Raw genomic sequence first — 19,212 nt, forward strand, 5'->3', positions numbered from 1 at the left:
ATCGATTATCGCCGCCTTCCGCCCATGAGGGAAAGCGCGTTCGCAACCGGGCCACTGGCCGGTTCACGCACGACACAACGCCACGAGTCGGGGCAAACGGTCAAATGAAAGAATGTTTTTTGGTGATGGGGGATACCCCCATCGCCCCTTTCTTGGGCTAGCGCCCCCATGGCCGCGGCAATCAGGGGCCAAGTACTGCCGCACCGCGCCCTGCGCCGCCCGCCTACCGCGTCCTGAGCCGCCAGGCCCACCGCATCCTGCGCCGCCAAGACCACCGCGTCCTGAGAAGCCAAGACCACCGCGTCCTGAGCAGCCTGGCGCACCGCGCCTCGCGTTGCCAAGCGCACCGCGTCCTGCGTTGCCGGGCGCGCGGCGTGGCGGCCGGCCTTGCTTACTTGCCGGCGGGCAGGGGCGGCAGTTCGAAGACCTGGCGCAGGTAGGCCAGGTACGCTGGATCGTCGCACATGGTCTTTTCCGGGGCATCGGACACCTTGGCTACCGGCTGGCCATTGCAGCGGACCATCTTCATGACGATCTGCAGGGGCTCATGCCCCAGGTCATTGGTCAGGTTGGTACCGATGCCAAAGGACACGCGGCAGCGGCCGGCGAAGCGGCGCGCCAGCTCCACGGCCTTCGGGAAGGTCAGGGAATCGGAAAACACCAGCGTCTTGGTGCGCGGGTCGACCCGGTTGGCGCGATAGTGTTCGATCATGCGCTCGCCCCAGACGAAGGGATCGCCCGAATCATGGCGCGCGCCGTCGAACAGCTTGCAGAAATACATATCGAAGTCACGCAGGAAGGCGTTGGTGCCATAGACATCCGACAACGCGATGCCCAGATCGCCGCGATACTCCTTGGCCCATACTTCCAGCGCGAAAACCTGGGAGTCGCGCAGGCGCGGCCCCAAAGCCTGGCAGGCCTGCAGATATTCATGGCCCATGGTGCCCAGCGGCAGCACGCCATGCTCGCGCGCCAGGGCAACATTGCTGGTGCCGGCGAACATCTTGCCCATGGTGTCTTTCATGGTGGCCACCACTTCCTGGTGCCAGGCCTTGGAGAAACGCCGGCGCGTGCCATATTCGGCCACCCGGAAATCCGCCATGGACGGATCGTCCACCACCAGGCTTACCTTGGATTGCAGGCGCGCGCGGCCCTCGGCCAGGTTCGGATGCCGTTTGGTATTGCGGAAATAGACCTCGTTGACGATGGCCAGCACGGGAATCTCGAACAGGATCGTGTGCAGCCACGGCCCTTTCACCGTGATCGAAATCTCGCCCTCTTCCTTGCCTTCGCTCACATGGATGCAGCGCTCAGGCAGATGAAACAGTTCAAGAAAATCGATGAAATCGCTCTTGATGAAGCGCAGGCTACCCAGGTACGCCAGTTCGTCGACGGTAAACCGCAGCTGGCACAAGTCATGGATTTCCGCGCGGATCTCATCGATATAGGGCCGCAGATGGACGCCGGTGTTGCGGCACTTGTACTGATATTCGACCTGGGCCGCGGGAAATTGGTGCAGGACCACCTGCATCATGCTGAACTTGTAGAGATCGGTGTCGAGCAGCGAAGTAATTATCATGATGTCGCGGAGGGGGCCGGCCTACGGCGTTTTGCCGCGTTAGCTATTGGGGAACCATAGCACAGCGCCCAGGCCGAGGCCGCGGGCGACTATGCCCCGGCCAGGGTTATCCCAGGAGCTTTTGCCCAGGTTTGGGTAAAATCTCTCTTTTCGCGGAAAAATAAACCCCGGAGTTCCACCGCATGACCCACGTCGTTACCGAAAACTGTATCAAATGCAAGTACACCGACTGTGTGGATGTGTGCCCCGTCGATTGTTTCCGTGCGGGCCCCAACTTCCTGGTTATCGATCCCGACGAGTGCATTGACTGTGCGGTGTGCATCCCCGAGTGCCCGGCCAACGCCATCTATGCGGAAGAAGACGTCCCGCAGGACCAGTTGCAGTTCATCGCGCTGAACGCCGAACTGTCGCCCGAATTCCAGAGCATCAGCCGCGCGACCAAGCCGCTGCCCGATGCCGACGACTGGAACGGCAAGCCGGACAAACTGCAATACCTGGAAAAGTAAACGGTGCACGCGCTCGAATTGCGCCTGAACCGCCTTCGAACTGCTAATGACCGACGTATCCAAATACACGCGCCAAACCGTTACTGAAGTCCGCAGCTGGGTGCCCGGCAAGCTGTTTTCGCTGCGTGTGACCCGCGATCCTGCCTTTTCCTTCAAGGCCGGGCAGTTCGCCCGCGTCGGCTTGCCCGCCGCTGCCGATGGCGAACCGGATGCCTCGCCGGATGCCGCGCCGACGCTGTGGCGTGCCTACTCCATGGTGTCCGGCCCGCTGGAAGATGCCCTGGAATTCTTCTCCATCGTCGTGCCCGAGGGCGAGTTCAGCCCGCGCCTGGCGCAACTGCGCGTGGGCGACAGCCTTTATATCGAGAAGAATCCCTATGGTTTCCTGACCATAGACCGCTTCTTCCCGGCTGCACCGGACGGGACTCAGCCGGAGCCGCAGCCGGGCCAACAGCCGGACCTGTGGCTGCTGGCCACGGGCACGGGCCTGTCGGCGTATCTATCCATCCTGCGTGATCCGGCGACCTGGACCTCGTTCCGTCGCATCATCGTCGTGCACGGCGTGCGCCATGCTGAAGAGCTGGCCTATCGGGAAGAGATCGAAAGCTGGTCCAACCTGCCCGAATTCGCCGCCGTTCATCGCGCCGATCCACGCAAATTGATCTATCTCGCCATTGCCACGCGCCAGGCCCTGCCCGGCATGCCCAGCGAACGCCTGACGACGCTGATTGCCGACGGACGCCTGGAACAGCTGGCGGGCGAGCGCCTGGACCCCAAACTGGCCAAGGTGATGCTCTGCGGTAACCCGGAGATGCTGTCGGCGGCACGTAAACTGCTTGGTGAAATGGGCTTCGCGCCGGGACGTCGCGGTATTCCCGGCAATTTGGCCGTCGAGAACTACTGGTAAGCAACAAAACGCACGTGATTCGCAATAAATCGTGCGTTTCGGGGCGTAAAAACGGATTTCTTGTAGAAATTCCCGTTTTCGCAACAAAAACGGCCGCCCCGCGGACTGCTCACCATGGATTTCGCTATAAACACGTGCCGCAGCGCAATAATGCGGGCGTGTACCACGGGTGCATCGGGTCTCGATCCGGCTGGTTTCGATCCGACCCATGCCCTACCCTTCCAGGCGAACCGCCGCGACGGATACCTGGTCAGAACGTAAGGATTTTCATCTTATGCTGTATGAATTGCATGAGTTGCAGCGCGCCTTCCTGACGCCTTTTGCTGCTTTCACAGAAGCGAGTTCGCAGCTATTTTCCAATCCCTATAGCCCCTGGGCCTATACGCCCGTTTCGCGCCAGATGGCGGCGGGCTATGAGCTGATGCATCGCATCGGCAAGGAATACGAGAAACCCGCCTGGGATCTGCCCACCACTGAAATCGATGGCGAGAAGGTCAAGATCATCGAGAAAGTGGCGGTGGACAAGCCCTTCTGCCGCCTGATCCATTTCCAGCGCGAAGGCATCGGTCAAAGCCGATCCATGGCCAAGCGCAAGGATCCCACCGTGCTGCTGGTGGCGCCCATGTCCGGCCACCACGCCACGCTGCTGCGCGACACCGTGCGCGCGCTGCTGCCCAACCACGACGTGTATGTGACCGACTGGACGGACGCCCGCATGGTGCCCGTTTCCGAAGGGCCCTTCCATCTCGACGATTACGTCTACTACGTGCAGGACTTCCTGCACTTCCTGGGCGCCGACACGCATGTGATTTCGGTATGCCAGCCCACCGTGCCGGTGCTGGCGGCCATCTCGCTGATGGCCAGCGCCAACGATCCCTGTCAGCCGCGCAGCATGACCATGATGGGCGGCCCCATCGATCCGCGCCAGAGTCCCACCCAGGTCAACAACCTGGCGATGACCAAGCCGTATTCCTGGTTCGAGACCCAGCTTATCCATCGCGTGCCGCCGCGCTATCCGGGCGCCGGGCGTCTGGTCTATCCGGGCTTCCTGCAGCATGCCGGTTTCGTTGCCATGAATCCGGACCGCCATATGAAGTCGCACTATGACTTCTACCTGGACCTGCTGCGCGGCGACGATGGCGACGCCGAGGCGCATCGCCGCTTCTACGACGAATACAACGCCGTGCTGGACATGTCGGCGGAGTTCTACCTGGACACCATCCGTATCGTGTTCCAGGAATTCCAGCTGCCGCGTGGCAAGTGGAAGGTGGGCGGCAAGCTGGTGAAGCCGGCCGACATCAAGAAGACGGCGCTGCTCACCATCGAAGGCGAGCTGGACGATATTTCCGGCCAGGGGCAGACGCGCGCGGCGCAGGACCTGTGCAGCGGCATCAGCGCCGCCAACAAGGCCCACTACACCGCGGAAGGCGCCGGCCACTACGGCATTTTCTCCGGCCGCCGCTGGCGCAACACGATCTGTCCTAAAATCGGCGAATTCATTCGGCAACACGCCTGAGCCGACGAAGGATGGTAGAAAAAGGGGCCTTGGGCCCCTTTTTCATTCCCCGCCGGAGAAGATGCGTCAAGCGCACGAGCGAGCCTTGGCCCTTGCACCTGTCCGCACGTGGCTGCGGGCGGATATGAAGCGGGATGGGTGAAACCCTCCCGCTTGGCTGCAGCAAGGCGACGCCGGGCTGCCCTGTGGCTTGGCCACGGGTCGCCTGTCGGGTGTGGGGTCCGATTTTCTTTCTGGAAGAAGCTGTTTTTCTTTATGTCCGACTTATCCCTGGTCGATCGCATCGACGCCCTGCTGCCGCAGACGCAATGCACCAAGTGCGGCTACGACGGTTGCCGGCCTTATGCCGAGGCGATCGCCGACGGCGCGGTGCCGATCAATCGATGTCCGCCGGGTGGCGATGACGGCATCCACGCTTTGGCCGGACTGCTGCATACGCCACCCCTGCCCCTGGATACCACACGCGGGCAACACGGTCCGCTGCTGCTGGCAGTGATCGACGAACAGCACTGCATCGGCTGTACGCTGTGCATCAGCGCCTGTCCGGTCGATGCCATCGTCGGCGCCAACAAGCGCATGCATACGGTGCTGGACGATCTTTGCACGGGTTGCGATCTGTGCGTCGCGCCCTGTCCGGTCGACTGCATCGACATGGTCCCCGCCGCGCGTGAGTGGACGCAGGTCGACGCCGACGCGGCACGCCAACGCCATGACCAGCGCCTGGCACGCCTGGAAACATCACCGCAAGAACCTGCGACGCCGGAGCGTGCCGTTGCCAGCGCGGAAGTCAGCGCGACCGATGCCGATGCCCGCAAGCGCGATGCAATCGCAAGCGCGTTGGAGCGCGCCCGTGCCCGGCGCAGTGCTAAATAACGGCCGAATCGCCACCGTCCCTATCCTCCCAAGCCCGATGAACCCCGCCAAACGCCGCGAGATCTTCGCCCGCCTGCAAGCCGCCAACCCCGCCCCCGAAACAGAACTGGAATACACCACGCCGTTCCAGCTGCTGATCGCGGTGCTGCTGTCCGCGCAGGCAACGGACAAATCGGTGAACATCGCCACGCGCAAGTTCTTTCCTCACCATGGCACGCCGCAAGGCCTGGTGGACCTGGGCGAGGAAGGCGTGGCGGAATACATCAAGACCATCGGTCTTTATCGCAACAAGGCCAAGAACGCCGTCGCCACGGCACGCATCATCCTGGAACAGCACGGTGGCGTCGTCCCCGACACACGCGAGGCGCTGGAAGCCCTGCCCGGCGTCGGCCGCAAGACCGCGAATGTGGTGTTGAACACCGCCTTCCGGCAGGTCGCGATGGCGGTCGACACGCACATCTTCCGCGTTGCCAATCGCACCAACCTGGCACCGGGCAAGGATGTGCTGGCCGTCGAGCTGAAGCTGATGAAGGTGGTACCCCAGGAATACCTGCTCGACGCGCACCACTGGCTGATCCTGCACGGCCGCTATGTCTGCGTGGCGCGCAAACCCAAGTGCCCGCAATGCGGCATCGCCGATCTGTGCGAATTCAAGCAGAAGACGCCGGCCTGACAGGCGTGCACGACGCGGCCGCCGCACGATGCAAAGAAGCGTCCGTCGCCACGCCGTACGGCGTGAAATGGAAAAAGCAGCACGCTGCCACAAACGTGCAATTTCCCGGCTATATACCGATACGTGATTTGGCCGTGCAGCACTTTGCATGAGAAGTAACGGGCGCAGCGCCTTGCCGCGCAGCGTCATCCCCCCTTGCGCCGCAACACCACCACCCCGTCACCGGCATGGATGGCCGCGTTGCGCGGCGGCGCGCCGCACCATGACGGCGCCGATTTCGCCACCTTAAACCTATGTAAAACCCCCATAGAATTTTGTTTCGCCCGTCCGCATACTCGCCGGCAACAAATAAAAATTTGGTGCTACTACATGGACGACACCATCCTGGAGACACAAGGCCTTACCAAGGAGTTTCGTGGCTTCGTCGCGGTGAAAGGCGTGAACCTGCGTGTCAAGCGCGGGCATATCCACGCCCTCATCGGCCCCAACGGCGCAGGCAAAACCACGTGCTTCAATTTGTTGACCAAGTTCCTGGCGCCCAGCGCCGGCAAGATCCTGTTCAACGGCCAGGACATCAGCAGCGAACGCCCGGCGCAGATCGCACGGCGGGGCATCATCCGTTCATTCCAGATCTCGGCGGTATTCCCGCACCTCAGCGTTTTGGAAAACGTCCGCATCGGCCTGCAACGCAAGACCGGCTTGTCCTATCACTTCTGGCGCAGCGAGAAAAAACTGCACGCGCTCGATGAGCCGGCCCGCGCACTGCTGGAGCAGGTCGACCTGTCGGCCTTCGCCGACGAGACCACCGTCAACTTGCCCTATGGCCGCAAGCGCGCGCTGGAAATCGCCACCACGCTGGCGATGGAGCCGGAAGTGATGCTGCTGGACGAGCCCACGCAGGGCATGGGCCACGAGGACGTGGACCGCGTGACGCGCCTGATCAAGCGCGTCAGCGTGGGCCGCACCGTACTCATGGTCGAGCACAATATGAACGTCGTGTCCTCCATCGCCGACCGCATCACGGTGCTGGCGCGCGGAGCCGTGCTGGCCGAAGGCAACTACGCCGAGGTGGCCAGCAACCCGGCGGTCATGGAGGCCTATATGGGCAGCACCGAAGGTCAACTGCAAGGAGCGCACGGATGAACGCGCCGGCGTTGGAAATCACCGATCTGCACGCCTGGTACGGCGAGTCGCACATCCTGCATGGCGTGAACATGAACGTACGCCAGGGCGAAGTGGTGACGCTGCTGGGCCGCAACGGCGCCGGCCGCACCACCACCCTGCGCGCGATTCTCGGCCTGACGGGCAGCCGCAAGGGTTCGGTACGCATCAACGGTACCGAATCGGCCGGCATGCCCACGTTTCGCATCGCCCACCTGGGTGTCGGCTACTGCCCCGAGGAACGCGGCATCTTTGCCAGCCTCAGTTGCGAGGAGAACCTGCTGTTGCCGCCCTTCGTGGGCGGCGCGCTGGGCGGCGGCATGTCGCTGGCGGAAATCTACGAGATGTTCCCCAACCTGCAGGAACGCCGCCATTCGCCGGGCACGCGCCTGTCCGGCGGCGAGCAGCAGATGCTGGCTGTCGCGCGTATCCTGCGTACCGGCGCCAACCTGCTGTTGCTGGACGAGATTTCCGAAGGCCTGGCGCCCGTCATCGTGCAGGCGTTGGGGCGTATGATCACGGCGCTGAAGCAACGGGGCTATACCATCGTCATGGTGGAGCAGAATTTCCGCTTCGCCGCGCCGCTGGCCGACCGCTTCTACGTCATGGAGCACGGCCAGATCATCGAACACTTCGACGCCGCACAACTGAACGAAAAACAGGAAACGCTCAACGAACTGCTGGGCGTATAAGGTCTCCGACCACAACCTGCCACCCGCCGGCACGACCGGCACCCCCTTACAAGAGGGAGAGGAGTCAACCATGAAGCTGCATACCCTAACGGCTGCACTGGCCCTGGCCGGCATCGGCGCAATCAGCCTGCCGGCGCACGCCGCCGGGATTTCCGATGACGTGATCCGCATCGGGTTCATTAGCGACCTGTCCGGCGTCTATTCCGACATTGACGGCAAGGGCGGCATCGAAGCGATCAAGATGGCCATCGAGGAAGCCGGCGGCAGCATCGACGGCAAGAAGATCGAACTGGTCACCGCGGATCACCAGAACAAGGCGGACGTCGCGTCGGCGCGCGCCCGTGAATGGTTCGACCAGCAGAAAGTCGACGTCCTGATCGGCGGCACCAATTCCTCCACCAGCCTGGCCATGGCCCAGGTGGCGGCGGAAAAGAAGAAGCCCTTCATCGCCGTGGGCGCGGGCGCATCCGACCTGACCAACGCCCAATGTTCGCCCTACACCGTGCACTATGCCTACGACACCGTGGCCCTGGCCCGCGGCACCGGCTCGGCGGTGGTGAAGAGTGGCGGCAAGAGCTGGTTCTTCCTGACCGCCGACTACGCCTTCGGCCACGCGCTGGAGCGCGACACCGCCAATGTGGTGAAGGCTTCGGGCGGCGAGGTCAAGGGTGCCGTGCGCGCGCCGCTGGGCGCGTCGGACTTCTCGTCCTTCCTGCTGCAGGCGCAATCGTCCAAGGCCCAGATCCTGGGCCTGGCCAACGCCGGCGGCGACACCATCAATTCGATCAAGGCGGCCAATGAATTCGGCGTCACCCAGACCATGAAGATGGCGGGCTTGCTGGTCTTCATCAACGACATCGACTCGCTGGGCCTGCAAGCCACGCAGAACATGTACCTGACCGACAGCTGGTACTGGGACCAGTCCGATGAAGCGCGCGCCTGGTCCAAGAAGTTCGAAGCCAAGATCAACCGCAAGCCTTCCAGCCTGCAGGCGGGCGACTATTCGGCGGTGACCAGCTACCTGAAGGCCGTGAAGGCCACCGGCAGCGACGACGCCGACGGCATCATGAAGTGGTTCAAGTCGAACAAGCTCAACGACATGTACGTGAAGGACGGCTACACCCGCGAGGATGGCCGCATGGTGCATGACATGTACTTGATGCAGGTGAAGACGCCCAAGGAATCGAAGGGCCGCTGGGACTACTACAAGGTGGTCGCGACGCTGCCTGGCGACGACGTCTACACCAAGCTTTCCGAATCGACCTGCAAGCTGGTCAAGAAGTAATCCGCGCCACTGCGCGCCGCCGCGTCCATCCAACGCGGCGGCGCGTCTACGCTTGTTCAACCGCCCGCCATCCACGCGGGCGCGCAGGAAACGCACACGATGACGGAAATCTTCGGCATCCCCTTGCAGGCGCTGTTGGGCCAATTGCTGCTGGGGCTGGTCAACGGCTCGTTCTACGCCATGCTTTCGCTGGGCCTGGCGGTCATTTTCGGCTTGCTGAACGTGATCAATTTCGCCCACGGCGCGCTCTACATGATGGGCGCCTTCGCCGCGTGGGCCGGCTTGAATTACCTGGGCCTGAACTACTGGGTCATGCTGATCCTGGGCCCGATCGTGGTGGGCATCTTCGGCATCGTCATCGAACGGCTGCTGCTGCGGCACCTGTACCGGCTCGACCATCTTTATGGCCTGCTGCTGACCTTCGGCCTGACCCTGCTGATCGAGGGCCTGTTCCGCAGCGTCTTCGGGGTCTCCGGGCAGCCCTATCCGCCGCCCGACGCACTGCGCGGCGCCACGAACCTGGGCTTCATGATCCTGCCCAACTACCGCGCCTGGGTGGTGGTGGCGTCGCTGGTGGTCTGTCTGGGCACCTGGTTCGTCATCGAACGTACCCGCCTGGGCGCGCTGCTGCGCGCCGGCACCGAGAACCCACGCCTGGTGGAGGCCTTCGGCGTCAACGTCCCGCGCATGATCATGCTGACCTACGGCTTCGGCGTGGCCCTGGCCGGGTTTGCCGGCGTGCTGGCCGCGCCGGTGCTGCAGATTTCCCCCCTGATGGGTTCCAACCTGATCATCGTGGTGTTCGCGGTGGTGGTGATCGGCGGCATGGGTTCCATCCTCGGATCCATCCTGACCGGCCTGGGCCTGGGCGTGGTCGAGGGGCTGACCAAGGTGTTCTGGCCTGAAGCCTCCAGCACCGTGGTGTTCATCATCATGGCCATCGTCCTGCTGCTGCGTCCCGCCGGCCTGTTCGGGAAAGAAAAATGAACCGACAAATTGCTGCCTATGTCGTCCTGGCCGTCCTGCTGGCCCTGCTGCCTTTCATGGGGGTGTATCCCATCTTCGCCATGAAGGTCATGTGCTACGCCCTGTTCGCGTGTGCATTCAACCTGCTGCTGGGCTTCACCGGCCTGCTGTCCTTCGGCCACGCGGCGTTCCTGGGGGCCGCCGCCTACGCCACCGGCCATGCCCTGAAGGTGTGGGGCATGCCCACCGAAGCGGGGCTGCTGTTCGGCGTCGCGGTCGCGGCCCTGCTGGGCCTGGCGGTGGGGATACTGGCCATCCGCCGCAGCGGCATCTATTTCGCCATGATCACGCTGGCCATGTCGCAGATGGTGTTCTTCTTCTTTCTGCAGGCGCATTTCACCGGCGGCGAGGATGGCTTGCAGAACGTGCCGCGCGGCCGCCTGTTCGGTTTCATCGACCTGGGCAAGGACATCAACCTGTACTACCTGGTGTTCGGCCTGTTCGTGATCGGTTTCGCCCTCATCTGGCGCGCCATCAACTCGCCTTTCGGGCAGGTGCTCAAGGCCTTGCGGGAAAACGAGCCGCGCGCCATTTCGCTGGGCTATGACGTCGACCGCTTCAAGCTGCTGGCCTTCGTGCTGTCGGCGGCGCTGGCCGGACTGGCGGGGTCCGCCAAGACCCTGGTGTTCGTCTCGGCGACCCTGTCCGATGCCACCTGGCAGATGTCGGGGCTGGTCATCCTGATGACGCTGATCGGCGGCATGGGGACGTTCCTGGGCCCGGTGATCGGCGCTTTCATCGTGGTGCTGCTGGAGAACAAGGTGGGCGATTTCGGCCAGGCCATGGCCAGCTGGACTGGCGTCGACTGGTTCCGCCAGCTGGGGGAATCGGTGACCATCGTCATCGGGCTGATCTTCGTGATCTGCGTGATGGCCTTCCGCCGCGGCATCGCCGGGGAACTGCAGGCCCTGGTGCAGAAGCGCCGCCCGGCACGGGGCACGCCGGCGGGGTAAGGATTGCAAAAAAATGGCCTCCCCCAACGGGGAGGCCAAAGACGTAGTGGTCACGTTACTGCACTACATCACTGCTCTATCGAGCACCGAATTGGCTGGCCCATGGTTACGCGCCAGCCACGGCCAGACTATCAAGCGAATGTTGTGCGAATCTTTGATTCCGGCAATCCGCCCGACAGGCTTCTGTAACGAAGCCCCGCTACGATCGGCGTCTTACGCCTGGGCAAGCCACTTGCGGGCGGGCGGCTCGCGTAATCGCGAAAATCGGCGCAAAATAGGGCTCTGATAGGTCTTATATAAGACATAAGACCCGGGCAGATCCCCGGGTCGCGTCCTTACCTTAAGCGCCGCTGACGGGCTGTCCTCCCATCAAGATGACAAGCCCGCCAAAACGCCTGAAAATGGCAGCTTTTGCGGACAACAACCACGGAGTCCATCATGCCGCACAACACCTTCGACACCCTCAAGACATTCAAAATCGGTGGCAAGTCCTGTCAGTACTATTCCCTTCCGGCGCTGGGCAAGGCCCTGGGCGTGGACGTCCAGCGACTGCCCGTCTCGATGCGCGTGGTGCTGGAATCCGTGCTGCGCAACTGCGACGGCCAGAAAGTGACCGAGGAACATGTCAAGCAGTTGGCGAACTGGCAGCCGACCGCCAAGCGCGAGGAAGAAATTCCCTTCGTCGTCGCCCGGGTGGTGCTGCAGGACTTCACCGGCGTGCCGCTGCTGGCCGACATCGCCGCCATGCGTTCGGTGGCTGCGTCCATGGGCAAGGATCCCAAGGCCATCGAGCCCCTGGTGCCGGTGGACCTGGTGGTGGATCACTCCGTGATGATCGACTACTTCGGCACCCAGAAGGCGCTGGACCTGAACATGAAACTGGAATTCCAGCGCAACCAGGAACGCTACCAGTTCATGAAGTGGGGCATGCAGGCCTTCGACACCTTCGGCGTGGTGCCCCCGGGCTTCGGCATCGTCCACCAGGTCAACCTCGAATACCTGGCACGCGGCGTCCACAAGGCCAATAACGTCTATTACCCCGATTCGCTGGTGGGCACCGACAGCCACACCACCATGATCAACGGCATCGGCGTGGTGGGCTGGGGCGTGGGCGGCATCGAAGCCGAAGCCGGCATGCTGGGCCAGCCCGTGTACTTTCTGACGCCCGACGTCGTCGGCGTCGAGCTCAAGGGCAAGCTGCGCGGCGGCGTCACTGCCACCGACCTGGTGCTGACCATCACCGAAATGCTGCGCCGGGAAAAAGTGGTCGGCAAGTTCGTCGAATTCTGTGGCGAAGGCACCGCCAGCCTGTCGGTGACCGACCGTGCCACCATCGGCAACATGGCGCCGGAATACGGCGCCACCATGGGTTTCTTCCCGGTCGACGACCGCACCATCGAATACTTCAAGGGCACCGGCCGCACGGAAGACGAAATCGAAGCATTCCAGGCCTATTTCAAGGCCCAGAAGATGTACGGCGTGCCCAAGGCCAAGGACCTGGATTTCTCCAAGCTGCTGACGCTGGACCTGTCCACCGTGGCGCCGTCGCTGGCCGGCCCCAAGCGGCCGCAGGACCGTATCGAGATCGGCAACGTCAAGAACACCTTCATCGACCTGTTCTCCAAGCCGGTGGCCGAAAACGGCTTCAACCAGCCCGCTGAAAACCTGGGCCAGGTCTACACCACCAGTGCCAAGACCAAGGTCAGGAACGGCGACATCCTGATTGCCGCCATCACTTCCTGCACCAACACGTCCAACCCCAGTGTGATGCTGGCGGCGGGCCTGCTGGCCAAGAAGGCGGTGGAAGCCGGCCTGAAGATCCCCGGCCACATCAAGACCTCGCTGGCCCCTGGCTCGCGCGTGGTCACCGAATACCTGACCAAGACCGGCCTGCTGCCCTACCTGGAAAAACTGGGCTTCAACGTCGCCGCCTATGGCTGCACGACGTGTATCGGCAACGCCGGCGACCTGACGGCGGACTTGAACGAAGCCATCATCTCGGAAAACCTGGTGTGCGCCGCGGTGCTGTCGGGCAACCGCAACTTCGAAGCGCGCATCCACCCGAACATCAAGGCCAACTTCCTGGCCTCGCCGCCGCTGGTGGTGGCCTATGCCCTGGCCGGCACCGTCACGCGCGACCTGATGACCGAGCCGGTCGGCAAGGGCAAGAACGGCGATGTCTGGCTGGGCGATATCTGGCCGTCCACCGAGGAAGTGCAGCACCTGCTGCAGTACGCGCTGGACCCGGCCGGCTTCCAGGCCAACTACGGCCAGGTCAAGTCCAATCCCGGCAAGCTGTGGGAAAAGATCAAGGGCGTCAGTGGCGAGACCTACAACTGGCCGTCGTCGACCTATATCGCCGAACCGCCCTTCTTCGAGGGCTTCGGCATGGAGCCCGGCGCCATCCCCGTCATCAAGGGCGCCCATGCACTGGGCATCTTCGGCGACTCGGTGACCACCGATCACATTTCTCCGGCCGGCTCCATCAAGGAAAGCTCGCCCGCGGGCAAGTGGCTGAAGGAACACGGTGTATCGAAGACCGACTTCAACAGCTACGGCTCGCGCCGCGGCAATCACGAGATCATGATGCGCGGCACCTTCGCCAACGTGCGTATCAAGAACCTGATGATTCCGCCGCTGGCCGACGGCAGCCGCTTCGAAGGCGGCGAAACGCTGTACCAGCCGTCCGGCGAACAGATTTCGATCTATGACGCGGCCATGCAGTACATCGCGGCGGGCACCCCCACCGTGGTGTTCGGTGGCGAAGAGTACGGCACGGGTTCCTCGCGCGACTGGGCCGCCAAGGGCACCCAGTTGCTGGGCGTGAAGGCCGTGGTGGCGCGCAGCTTCGAGCGCATCCACCGCAGCAACCTGGTCGGCATGGGCGTGTTGCCCTTGCAGTTCAAGGGTGACGACAGCGCGCAGACGCTGGGCCTGACCGGCGAGGAAACCTTCGACATCAGCGGCCTGGAAGCGGGCATCCGGCCGCAGCAGGACGTCACCTTGACCATCCATGGCAAGGACGGTTCGAAGCGCGACGTACAGGTGCTGCTGCGTATCGACACGCCGATCGAAGTCGACTACTACCAGCACGGCGGCATCCTGCCGTTCGTGTTGCGTCAGTTGCTGGCGAATGAGCCGGCCGCGGCTGCCGCGGCTTGAGTCGAATGACCAGCGGCCGCAACGCTTGCGGCTGAACCGGTCGACCCACGCGGGCAAACGGCTGGGCGCTTGAGGGCGCCCGGCTTTTTTTATGCCTGCGGCTTTTACGTGCCCTTTTCACGCCATTCGCAGGAACGCACCGGCATGACTCGACACGAAGGTGGAATCGCGGGCCAGCACTGCGCCCCGCGTCCCTCCACCTCATTTGCGAGATCACCTTGCCTGATACTGTCCAGTTCCGCGACTCCCCTACGCTTGCCTTTCCCCTTGACTGGACGCGGCCCGATGCGGTGCACGCCAACCACCCGCGACGGCGCAGCGCCATGTCCCTGGATGGTTCCACAACGTCCTCCGGCTTTTTCTCCGACCATGGCCGGGTGAGTCCGGTGCAGAACCAAAAGCAAAGAGCATCGATGCGGGGCAATCCTCGACGCTCCTTTCAGGATGCGCGGATTGGCGGCGGCGAACCCGCGGGCCAGCGAGAGGGCTCGGCAGCCCCGGCGAGTACGCTGCAGCACCTCGAGACGGCGCGGGGTTCGGTCCGCTTGAGCCGGAATCCGTTCGAAGGTGCCGGGGGCACCGAGTTTTCCGCGAATGGCGCGAATGTCGCGAATGTCGCGAACGCCCCGGATGCCACGGATGCCCCGGATGTCCCGCCCGCCTACAGCACTATCGTCGCCCCGGATACGGGGTCGACTGCGCCAGCCGCGCTGGGGGCGTTCGTTGCGGGGGATGGGGTAAGTGGCGTCGATGGGGTGGATCCAGCCAAAGACAGCTGGACGGCCTTGCAAGGAATGTGGGACGACGTGAATGGCGCGCCGCGGGCGGATGTGAGCCGCAGCGTCGATACGTTGTACGAAGCCTTGATGTCGCATGCCGAGCAGCACTCATCCGCATCGGCCGCGGCCGGCAGAGGCGCGGCCGGACCAGGTATCGCCAAGGCACTCGTGGGCCTGGTGGAATGCACGGCCATCGCCGATTACGCCACCTTGCGTAGCGCACTGTTCGACGGCACGCTGAATCCCCATCTCAACGGCGTGAGTCTCGAACGCTCGCGTGTCCTCGCGCGCCTGCAAGATCCAACGGACGCCGGCCGCCAGGCCATCATCGAGCAGGCAGGCAAGCTGCTGGCGTCGTCGGCCTGGTTCAAGAAAAAACGCAACCCGAACGCGCCGCAAGCGTTGCAGGACGCCCGCGCACTGGTTATCGGACTGCTCGACGCCCTGGGCATGAAGGGCCATGACATCGTCGCGCAGCGAGAATGGACCGAGAGCATCTCGCAAGCCAGGAGCGCCGTCGACGATATGTTGAACCTTCCAATCGACCAGCACCAGGCGGCCGGCGCCCGCTTGGTTCGCGCCCTGCGCAAGATGCGCAATGCCAGCGACACGCTGGACTTCACGCAGTCCGTCGACGCAAGACTGGGCAGCTTGATCGACGGCCTGTCCCCAGGCATGAGGATGCAATTGGAAAATCTGTGCGATGCCCGCACAGCCCAGGGCACCGCCACTGCGGCGGGCGCCTCGACTCGTGCCGAAATGGTGAACGCGTTCATCAAGCATGAACTGCACAAGTACGAAACCGACGAGCGCATGCAGGAGAAGCTGCACATCTTCTGGGAGAAACTGGGCAACTGGACATCCTTGTCCTGCTCCCCTGCAATTGACGGAGTTGCGCACGGTGCGCCGTTCCTGGAAAGCGGCTACCGGCGCTCGTGGACCGTGATACGGCATCTGTCCCGGCTGTACCAGCGGCTGCGCGGCTGGAGCCGGAAGCAACCGCTGAAGACCAATAACGCGATCAAGGACCTGGTGGATGGCCTGGTCGGCAACAAGACCATGAGCGCGGAAAAGTTGAGCAAGAAGCGCATCATGCTCAACCTCGCGTTCACCGCGGACGCGGGCGCTGCCCCGGCCCGGGACGAGGCGCAGGCAAGGCCCGACGACGGGGCAGGCGCGCTGGCGTATCTGCAGCACACCCTGCGCAAGCTGACGCCACGGGAGTTGCAGGCCTTGGAGACGGTATTGACCGAGCCCCAGGAACTGACGTCCGGGCTGGCGGCGTCGCTGGAGCAGCACACCTTGCAGACGATACTGGCGGATGCCCAGGGACTGACGCGCGAGCTGAAGTCGTCGCCGGCGCTACATACGGCGCTGGTGCGGAGCCTGAGGCGGGAAATCCATATTCGTGAATTGCAGCGCTACGCCACGGATATCCAGGCCGCGCTGAACCTGGGCCGCAGGGGCAAGGCAAACGCCAGGCGCCGTGGCCAGGCGCTGATCGCGGCCCTGGACGATTGCTATGCGACAGCGGCCCAGGTGCCGAATGACCAGAGCGCCGTCGAATTGATGACGTTGGCGATGCAACGCCAGGGAGACAGGAAATGGATCAGCTCCCTGGCCTTGCAAGACAGGCGCCTCGTCGCCTCGGCCGCCGACGATATGAACCTGGCGCTGCGGCACAAGTCCGACGATGGCAAACGCTGCCGCCAGCACTTGCTGGAGGTCTGTGCCTACGCGGCACAGCGGGCTTAGCGCCTGGTCGAACGCGCGTCAGTCCAGGCGGATGTTGCCCTTCTGGACGACTTCCGCCCAACGCTTGCGTTCGGACAGCAGGAAAGGATTCAACTCGGCGGGCGGCATGATCGCGACTTCGGCGCCTTGGTCGTTCAGCTTCGACTTGATCTCGGGCAGGTTCATGATGCGGGCCAATTCCTTGGCCAGCTGCGCCACGGCGTCCTCCGGCATGTTCAAGGGCGCCGCGACGCCCTGCCAGGTGCCCGACTCGAAATCCGTCACGCCCTGCTCGGCGATGGTGGGCACATTGGGAATCTGCGGCATGCGGCTGCGCTTGGACACTGCGATGGCCTTGAGCTTGCCGCTCTGGACATAGGGCAAGGTCGCCAGCATGCCGTTCATGATGATCTGCGTCTGGCCGCCGATGGTGTCCGTGACGGCCTGCGAGCCGCCCTTGTAGGGCACGTATTCCCACTTCGCGCCGGTGGCCTGCTCCACGGCGACACCTGCCACGTGGGGCGCGCTGCCCATGGCGGTCACGGCGAAATTCAGGCGTTCCTTCTTCGACAAGGCCACCAGTTCAGGCAGGGTATTGGCCGGCACCGACGGATGCACGGCCAGGATGTGCGGCGAATAGGCCAGCATGCTGACACCGCGCAGATCCTTGTTGGGATCGAAGTTCAGTTTGGTGTAGACGGACGGGCTGATCACCAAAGCGCCAAGGTCGCACAACAGCAGGGTGTGCTTGTCGTCGGACTGGACCACCATGGCGGCGCCCAGGTTGCCATTGGCGCCCGGACGGTTGTCGACGATGACGGTCTGCTTCAGCGCTTCAGCGAGCGGCTGGCTGACCAGGCGCGCGATGATGTCGGACGAGCCGCCCGCCGTATAGGGCACCAGCAGGCGAACGTTGCGATTGGGCCAGGCGGCCTCGGCACGCAGGGACGGGGCGGCGACGCCGAGCGCGGCAGCGCCAGCGGCCGTCAGAAAATGACGACGGTTGATAGACATTTAACTCCTCCACGCACCGGTTCAATGCGCTTTCTTCTTATAGGATGTCGGATGACATGGAGAATTCTGCCTTTCAACTTTGACAGCGTCAATATCGCAATTGTTAGGGATTTCCTGGCGGGATGAGCGGCTGAGAGCGGCTCGGTTTGCGCCACTCATATGACAAGTGGGGCACCTGCGAGGGATGGGCAGCTTCGCCCCCGCCACCGGGGGAAGTATTTCATCCCCGCCTGACGGCGGGGATGATTGAAGAGGGGCTTCACCGCCGCGGGCCGGCGATGCCAGGCAAAGGCCGGCGACGCCCGGCTGGGGCTGGCGAGGCCAGGCAAAGGCTGGCGACGCCCGGCAAGGGCCGGGGATGCCCGGCTGCCTCTGACTACGCGGTGACGGCCAGGGGTTCGGGGGAGTGGGCAGTGGCCGCGTGCAGTTCGCCGAACTGGTAGGCGTCCATGGCCAGGGCTCCATAGGCCACTTCGTCGATCAGGCGCACGCCGGGCCCTTCGCCCGCGCCCCATGCCACGTAGAACGGCATCAGGTGCTCGTCACTCGGATGCGCCTGGGCAGCAGCCGGGGCCCGCATTTCCCAATCCAGCAGCGTCGCAGTGTCGCCGGCCGCGATGTGCTGCGCGAACCAGGACTGGAAGGGCTCCACATAAGGCAGCGGGGCCGCGTCATGGCCGCGCTGCACGTGGCGCAGGTTGTGGGTCAGCGAGCCCGAACCGATGATCAGCACGTTTTCGTCGCGCAAAGGACTCAGCAATTGGCCCAGCTTGTATTGCGCGGTGGCATCACGGCCCGCATCCAGCGCCAGTTGCACGACGGGAACGTCGACGTCCGGGTACAAATAACGCAGCGGCACCCAGGCGCCATGGTCCAAAGGCCGCTTGGGATCGTCATGCACGGTCAAGCCTGCAGCGCCCAGCAAGCCCGCCACGCGTTGCGCCAGTCCAGGCGAGCCGGGGGCAGCATATTGCAGGCTGTAGAGCTCCTGGGGGAACCCGCCGAAGTCATGCCAGGCCTGCTGGCGATCGCGCGTACTGACCGCCAGGCCGTGGCCCATCCAATGCGGCGACACCACCAGGATGGCAGCCGGCTTGGGCAGTTGCCGCGCCCAGTCGGCCAGCGCCGGACCGGTACGGCCGGGGTCCACCGCCAGCATGGGCGAACCGTGGGAAACGAAGAGTGTGGGCCAGCGCACGGTGGCCTCCTTGAGCATGACTGAATGCGGCAAGTATGATTGTTTTCGTACGTGCAATAAATCGCGCCACCTGCTTTTTAAAATTCCGGCTTTCGCAACAATAGCTTCGACGGCCGGCAACGAGGACTTGGGGGCGGTCCACCCCGCCCTTCCC

15 protein-coding genes are annotated in these 19,212 nt (G+C 63.7%); 12 read left to right on the top strand and 3 right to left on the bottom strand.

Translation table 11 applies throughout. The annotated features are described in order from the left end of the window. Positions 1-391: 391 nt before the first annotated feature. On the bottom strand, positions 392-1,579 hold the full coding sequence (pncB, locus tag CEY05_RS10905; RefSeq protein WP_088598475.1) for a nicotinate phosphoribosyltransferase: 1,188 nt from the start codon (positions 1,577-1,579) through the stop codon (positions 392-394). Between the two features lie 182 nt (positions 1,580-1,761). Here pncB and fdxA point away from each other — a divergent pair, with 182 nt between their 5' ends. The 12 genes from fdxA (at position 1,762) to CEY05_RS10965 (ending at position 16,867) form a co-directional block, all read left to right on the top strand. Continuing rightward, positions 1,762-2,085, top strand: a complete 324-nt coding sequence (gene fdxA / locus CEY05_RS10910; RefSeq protein WP_088598476.1) for a ferredoxin FdxA — start codon at positions 1,762-1,764, stop codon at positions 2,083-2,085. Between the two features lie 46 nt (positions 2,086-2,131). Next, positions 2,132-2,992 (top strand): ferredoxin--NADP reductase, encoded by an 861-nt coding sequence (locus CEY05_RS10915; RefSeq protein WP_088598477.1) that lies wholly within the window; start codon positions 2,132-2,134, stop codon positions 2,990-2,992. 274 nt (positions 2,993-3,266) lie between these two features. Continuing rightward, on the top strand, positions 3,267-4,508 hold the full coding sequence (locus CEY05_RS10920; RefSeq protein ID WP_088598478.1) for a polyhydroxyalkanoate depolymerase: 1,242 nt from the start codon (positions 3,267-3,269) through the stop codon (positions 4,506-4,508). Positions 4,509-4,763: 255 nt separating this feature from the next. Beyond that, positions 4,764-5,381 (top strand): electron transport complex subunit RsxB, encoded by a 618-nt coding sequence (rsxB, locus tag CEY05_RS10925; protein WP_088598479.1) that lies wholly within the window; start codon positions 4,764-4,766, stop codon positions 5,379-5,381. A 37-nt stretch (positions 5,382-5,418) separates the two neighbouring features. Further along, positions 5,419-6,054, top strand: coding sequence for an endonuclease III (gene nth / locus CEY05_RS10930; protein WP_088598480.1), 636 nt, complete (start codon positions 5,419-5,421; stop codon positions 6,052-6,054). A gap of 369 nt (positions 6,055-6,423) precedes the next feature. Further along, entirely contained in the window at positions 6,424-7,197 is a 774-nt protein-coding gene (locus tag CEY05_RS10935; RefSeq protein WP_088598481.1) for an ABC transporter ATP-binding protein, read from the top strand. Then, positions 7,194-7,907, top strand: coding sequence for an ABC transporter ATP-binding protein (locus CEY05_RS10940; RefSeq protein ID WP_088598482.1), 714 nt, complete (start codon positions 7,194-7,196; stop codon positions 7,905-7,907). Before CEY05_RS10935 ends, CEY05_RS10940 begins: the two co-directional genes overlap by 4 nt. 70 nt (positions 7,908-7,977) lie before the next feature. Further along, a complete protein-coding gene (locus CEY05_RS10945; RefSeq protein WP_088598483.1) occupies positions 7,978-9,192 on the top strand; it encodes an ABC transporter substrate-binding protein in 1,215 nt (404 codons plus the stop codon). Between the two features lie 99 nt (positions 9,193-9,291). Then, positions 9,292-10,179 (top strand): branched-chain amino acid ABC transporter permease, encoded by an 888-nt coding sequence (locus CEY05_RS10950; RefSeq protein WP_088598484.1) that lies wholly within the window; start codon positions 9,292-9,294, stop codon positions 10,177-10,179. Continuing rightward, positions 10,176-11,171, top strand: a complete 996-nt coding sequence (locus CEY05_RS10955; protein ID WP_088598485.1) for a branched-chain amino acid ABC transporter permease — start codon at positions 10,176-10,178, stop codon at positions 11,169-11,171. Before CEY05_RS10950 ends, CEY05_RS10955 begins: the two co-directional genes overlap by 4 nt. Before the next feature lie 438 nt (positions 11,172-11,609). After that, positions 11,610-14,333: an aconitate hydratase AcnA gene (gene acnA, locus CEY05_RS10960; RefSeq protein ID WP_088598486.1), complete on the top strand. Its 2,724-nt coding sequence runs from the start codon at positions 11,610-11,612 to the stop codon at positions 14,331-14,333. Between the two features lie 755 nt (positions 14,334-15,088). Continuing rightward, positions 15,089-16,867, top strand: a complete 1,779-nt coding sequence (locus tag CEY05_RS10965) for a hypothetical protein (RefSeq protein WP_143220372.1) — start codon at positions 15,089-15,091, stop codon at positions 16,865-16,867. Between the two features lie 18 nt (positions 16,868-16,885). Here CEY05_RS10965 and CEY05_RS10970 read toward each other — a convergent pair whose 3' ends face one another. Both CEY05_RS10970 and CEY05_RS10975 read right to left on the bottom strand, forming a co-directional pair. Then, positions 16,886-17,860 carry a tripartite tricarboxylate transporter substrate binding protein gene (locus CEY05_RS10970; RefSeq protein ID WP_088598489.1) on the bottom strand — a complete coding sequence of 325 codons (975 nt, stop codon included), beginning with the start codon at positions 17,858-17,860 and terminating at the stop codon, positions 16,886-16,888. A gap of 376 nt (positions 17,861-18,236) precedes the next feature. Further along, positions 18,237-19,058, bottom strand: coding sequence for a class III extradiol ring-cleavage dioxygenase (locus CEY05_RS10975; RefSeq protein ID WP_198952764.1), 822 nt, complete (start codon positions 19,056-19,058; stop codon positions 18,237-18,239). Positions 19,059-19,212: the final 154 nt, after the last annotated feature.

Origin of the sequence: Achromobacter sp. HZ34, assembly GCF_002209485.1 — a bacterium.
GTDB lineage: Bacteria > Pseudomonadota > Gammaproteobacteria > Burkholderiales > Burkholderiaceae_B > Bordetella_C.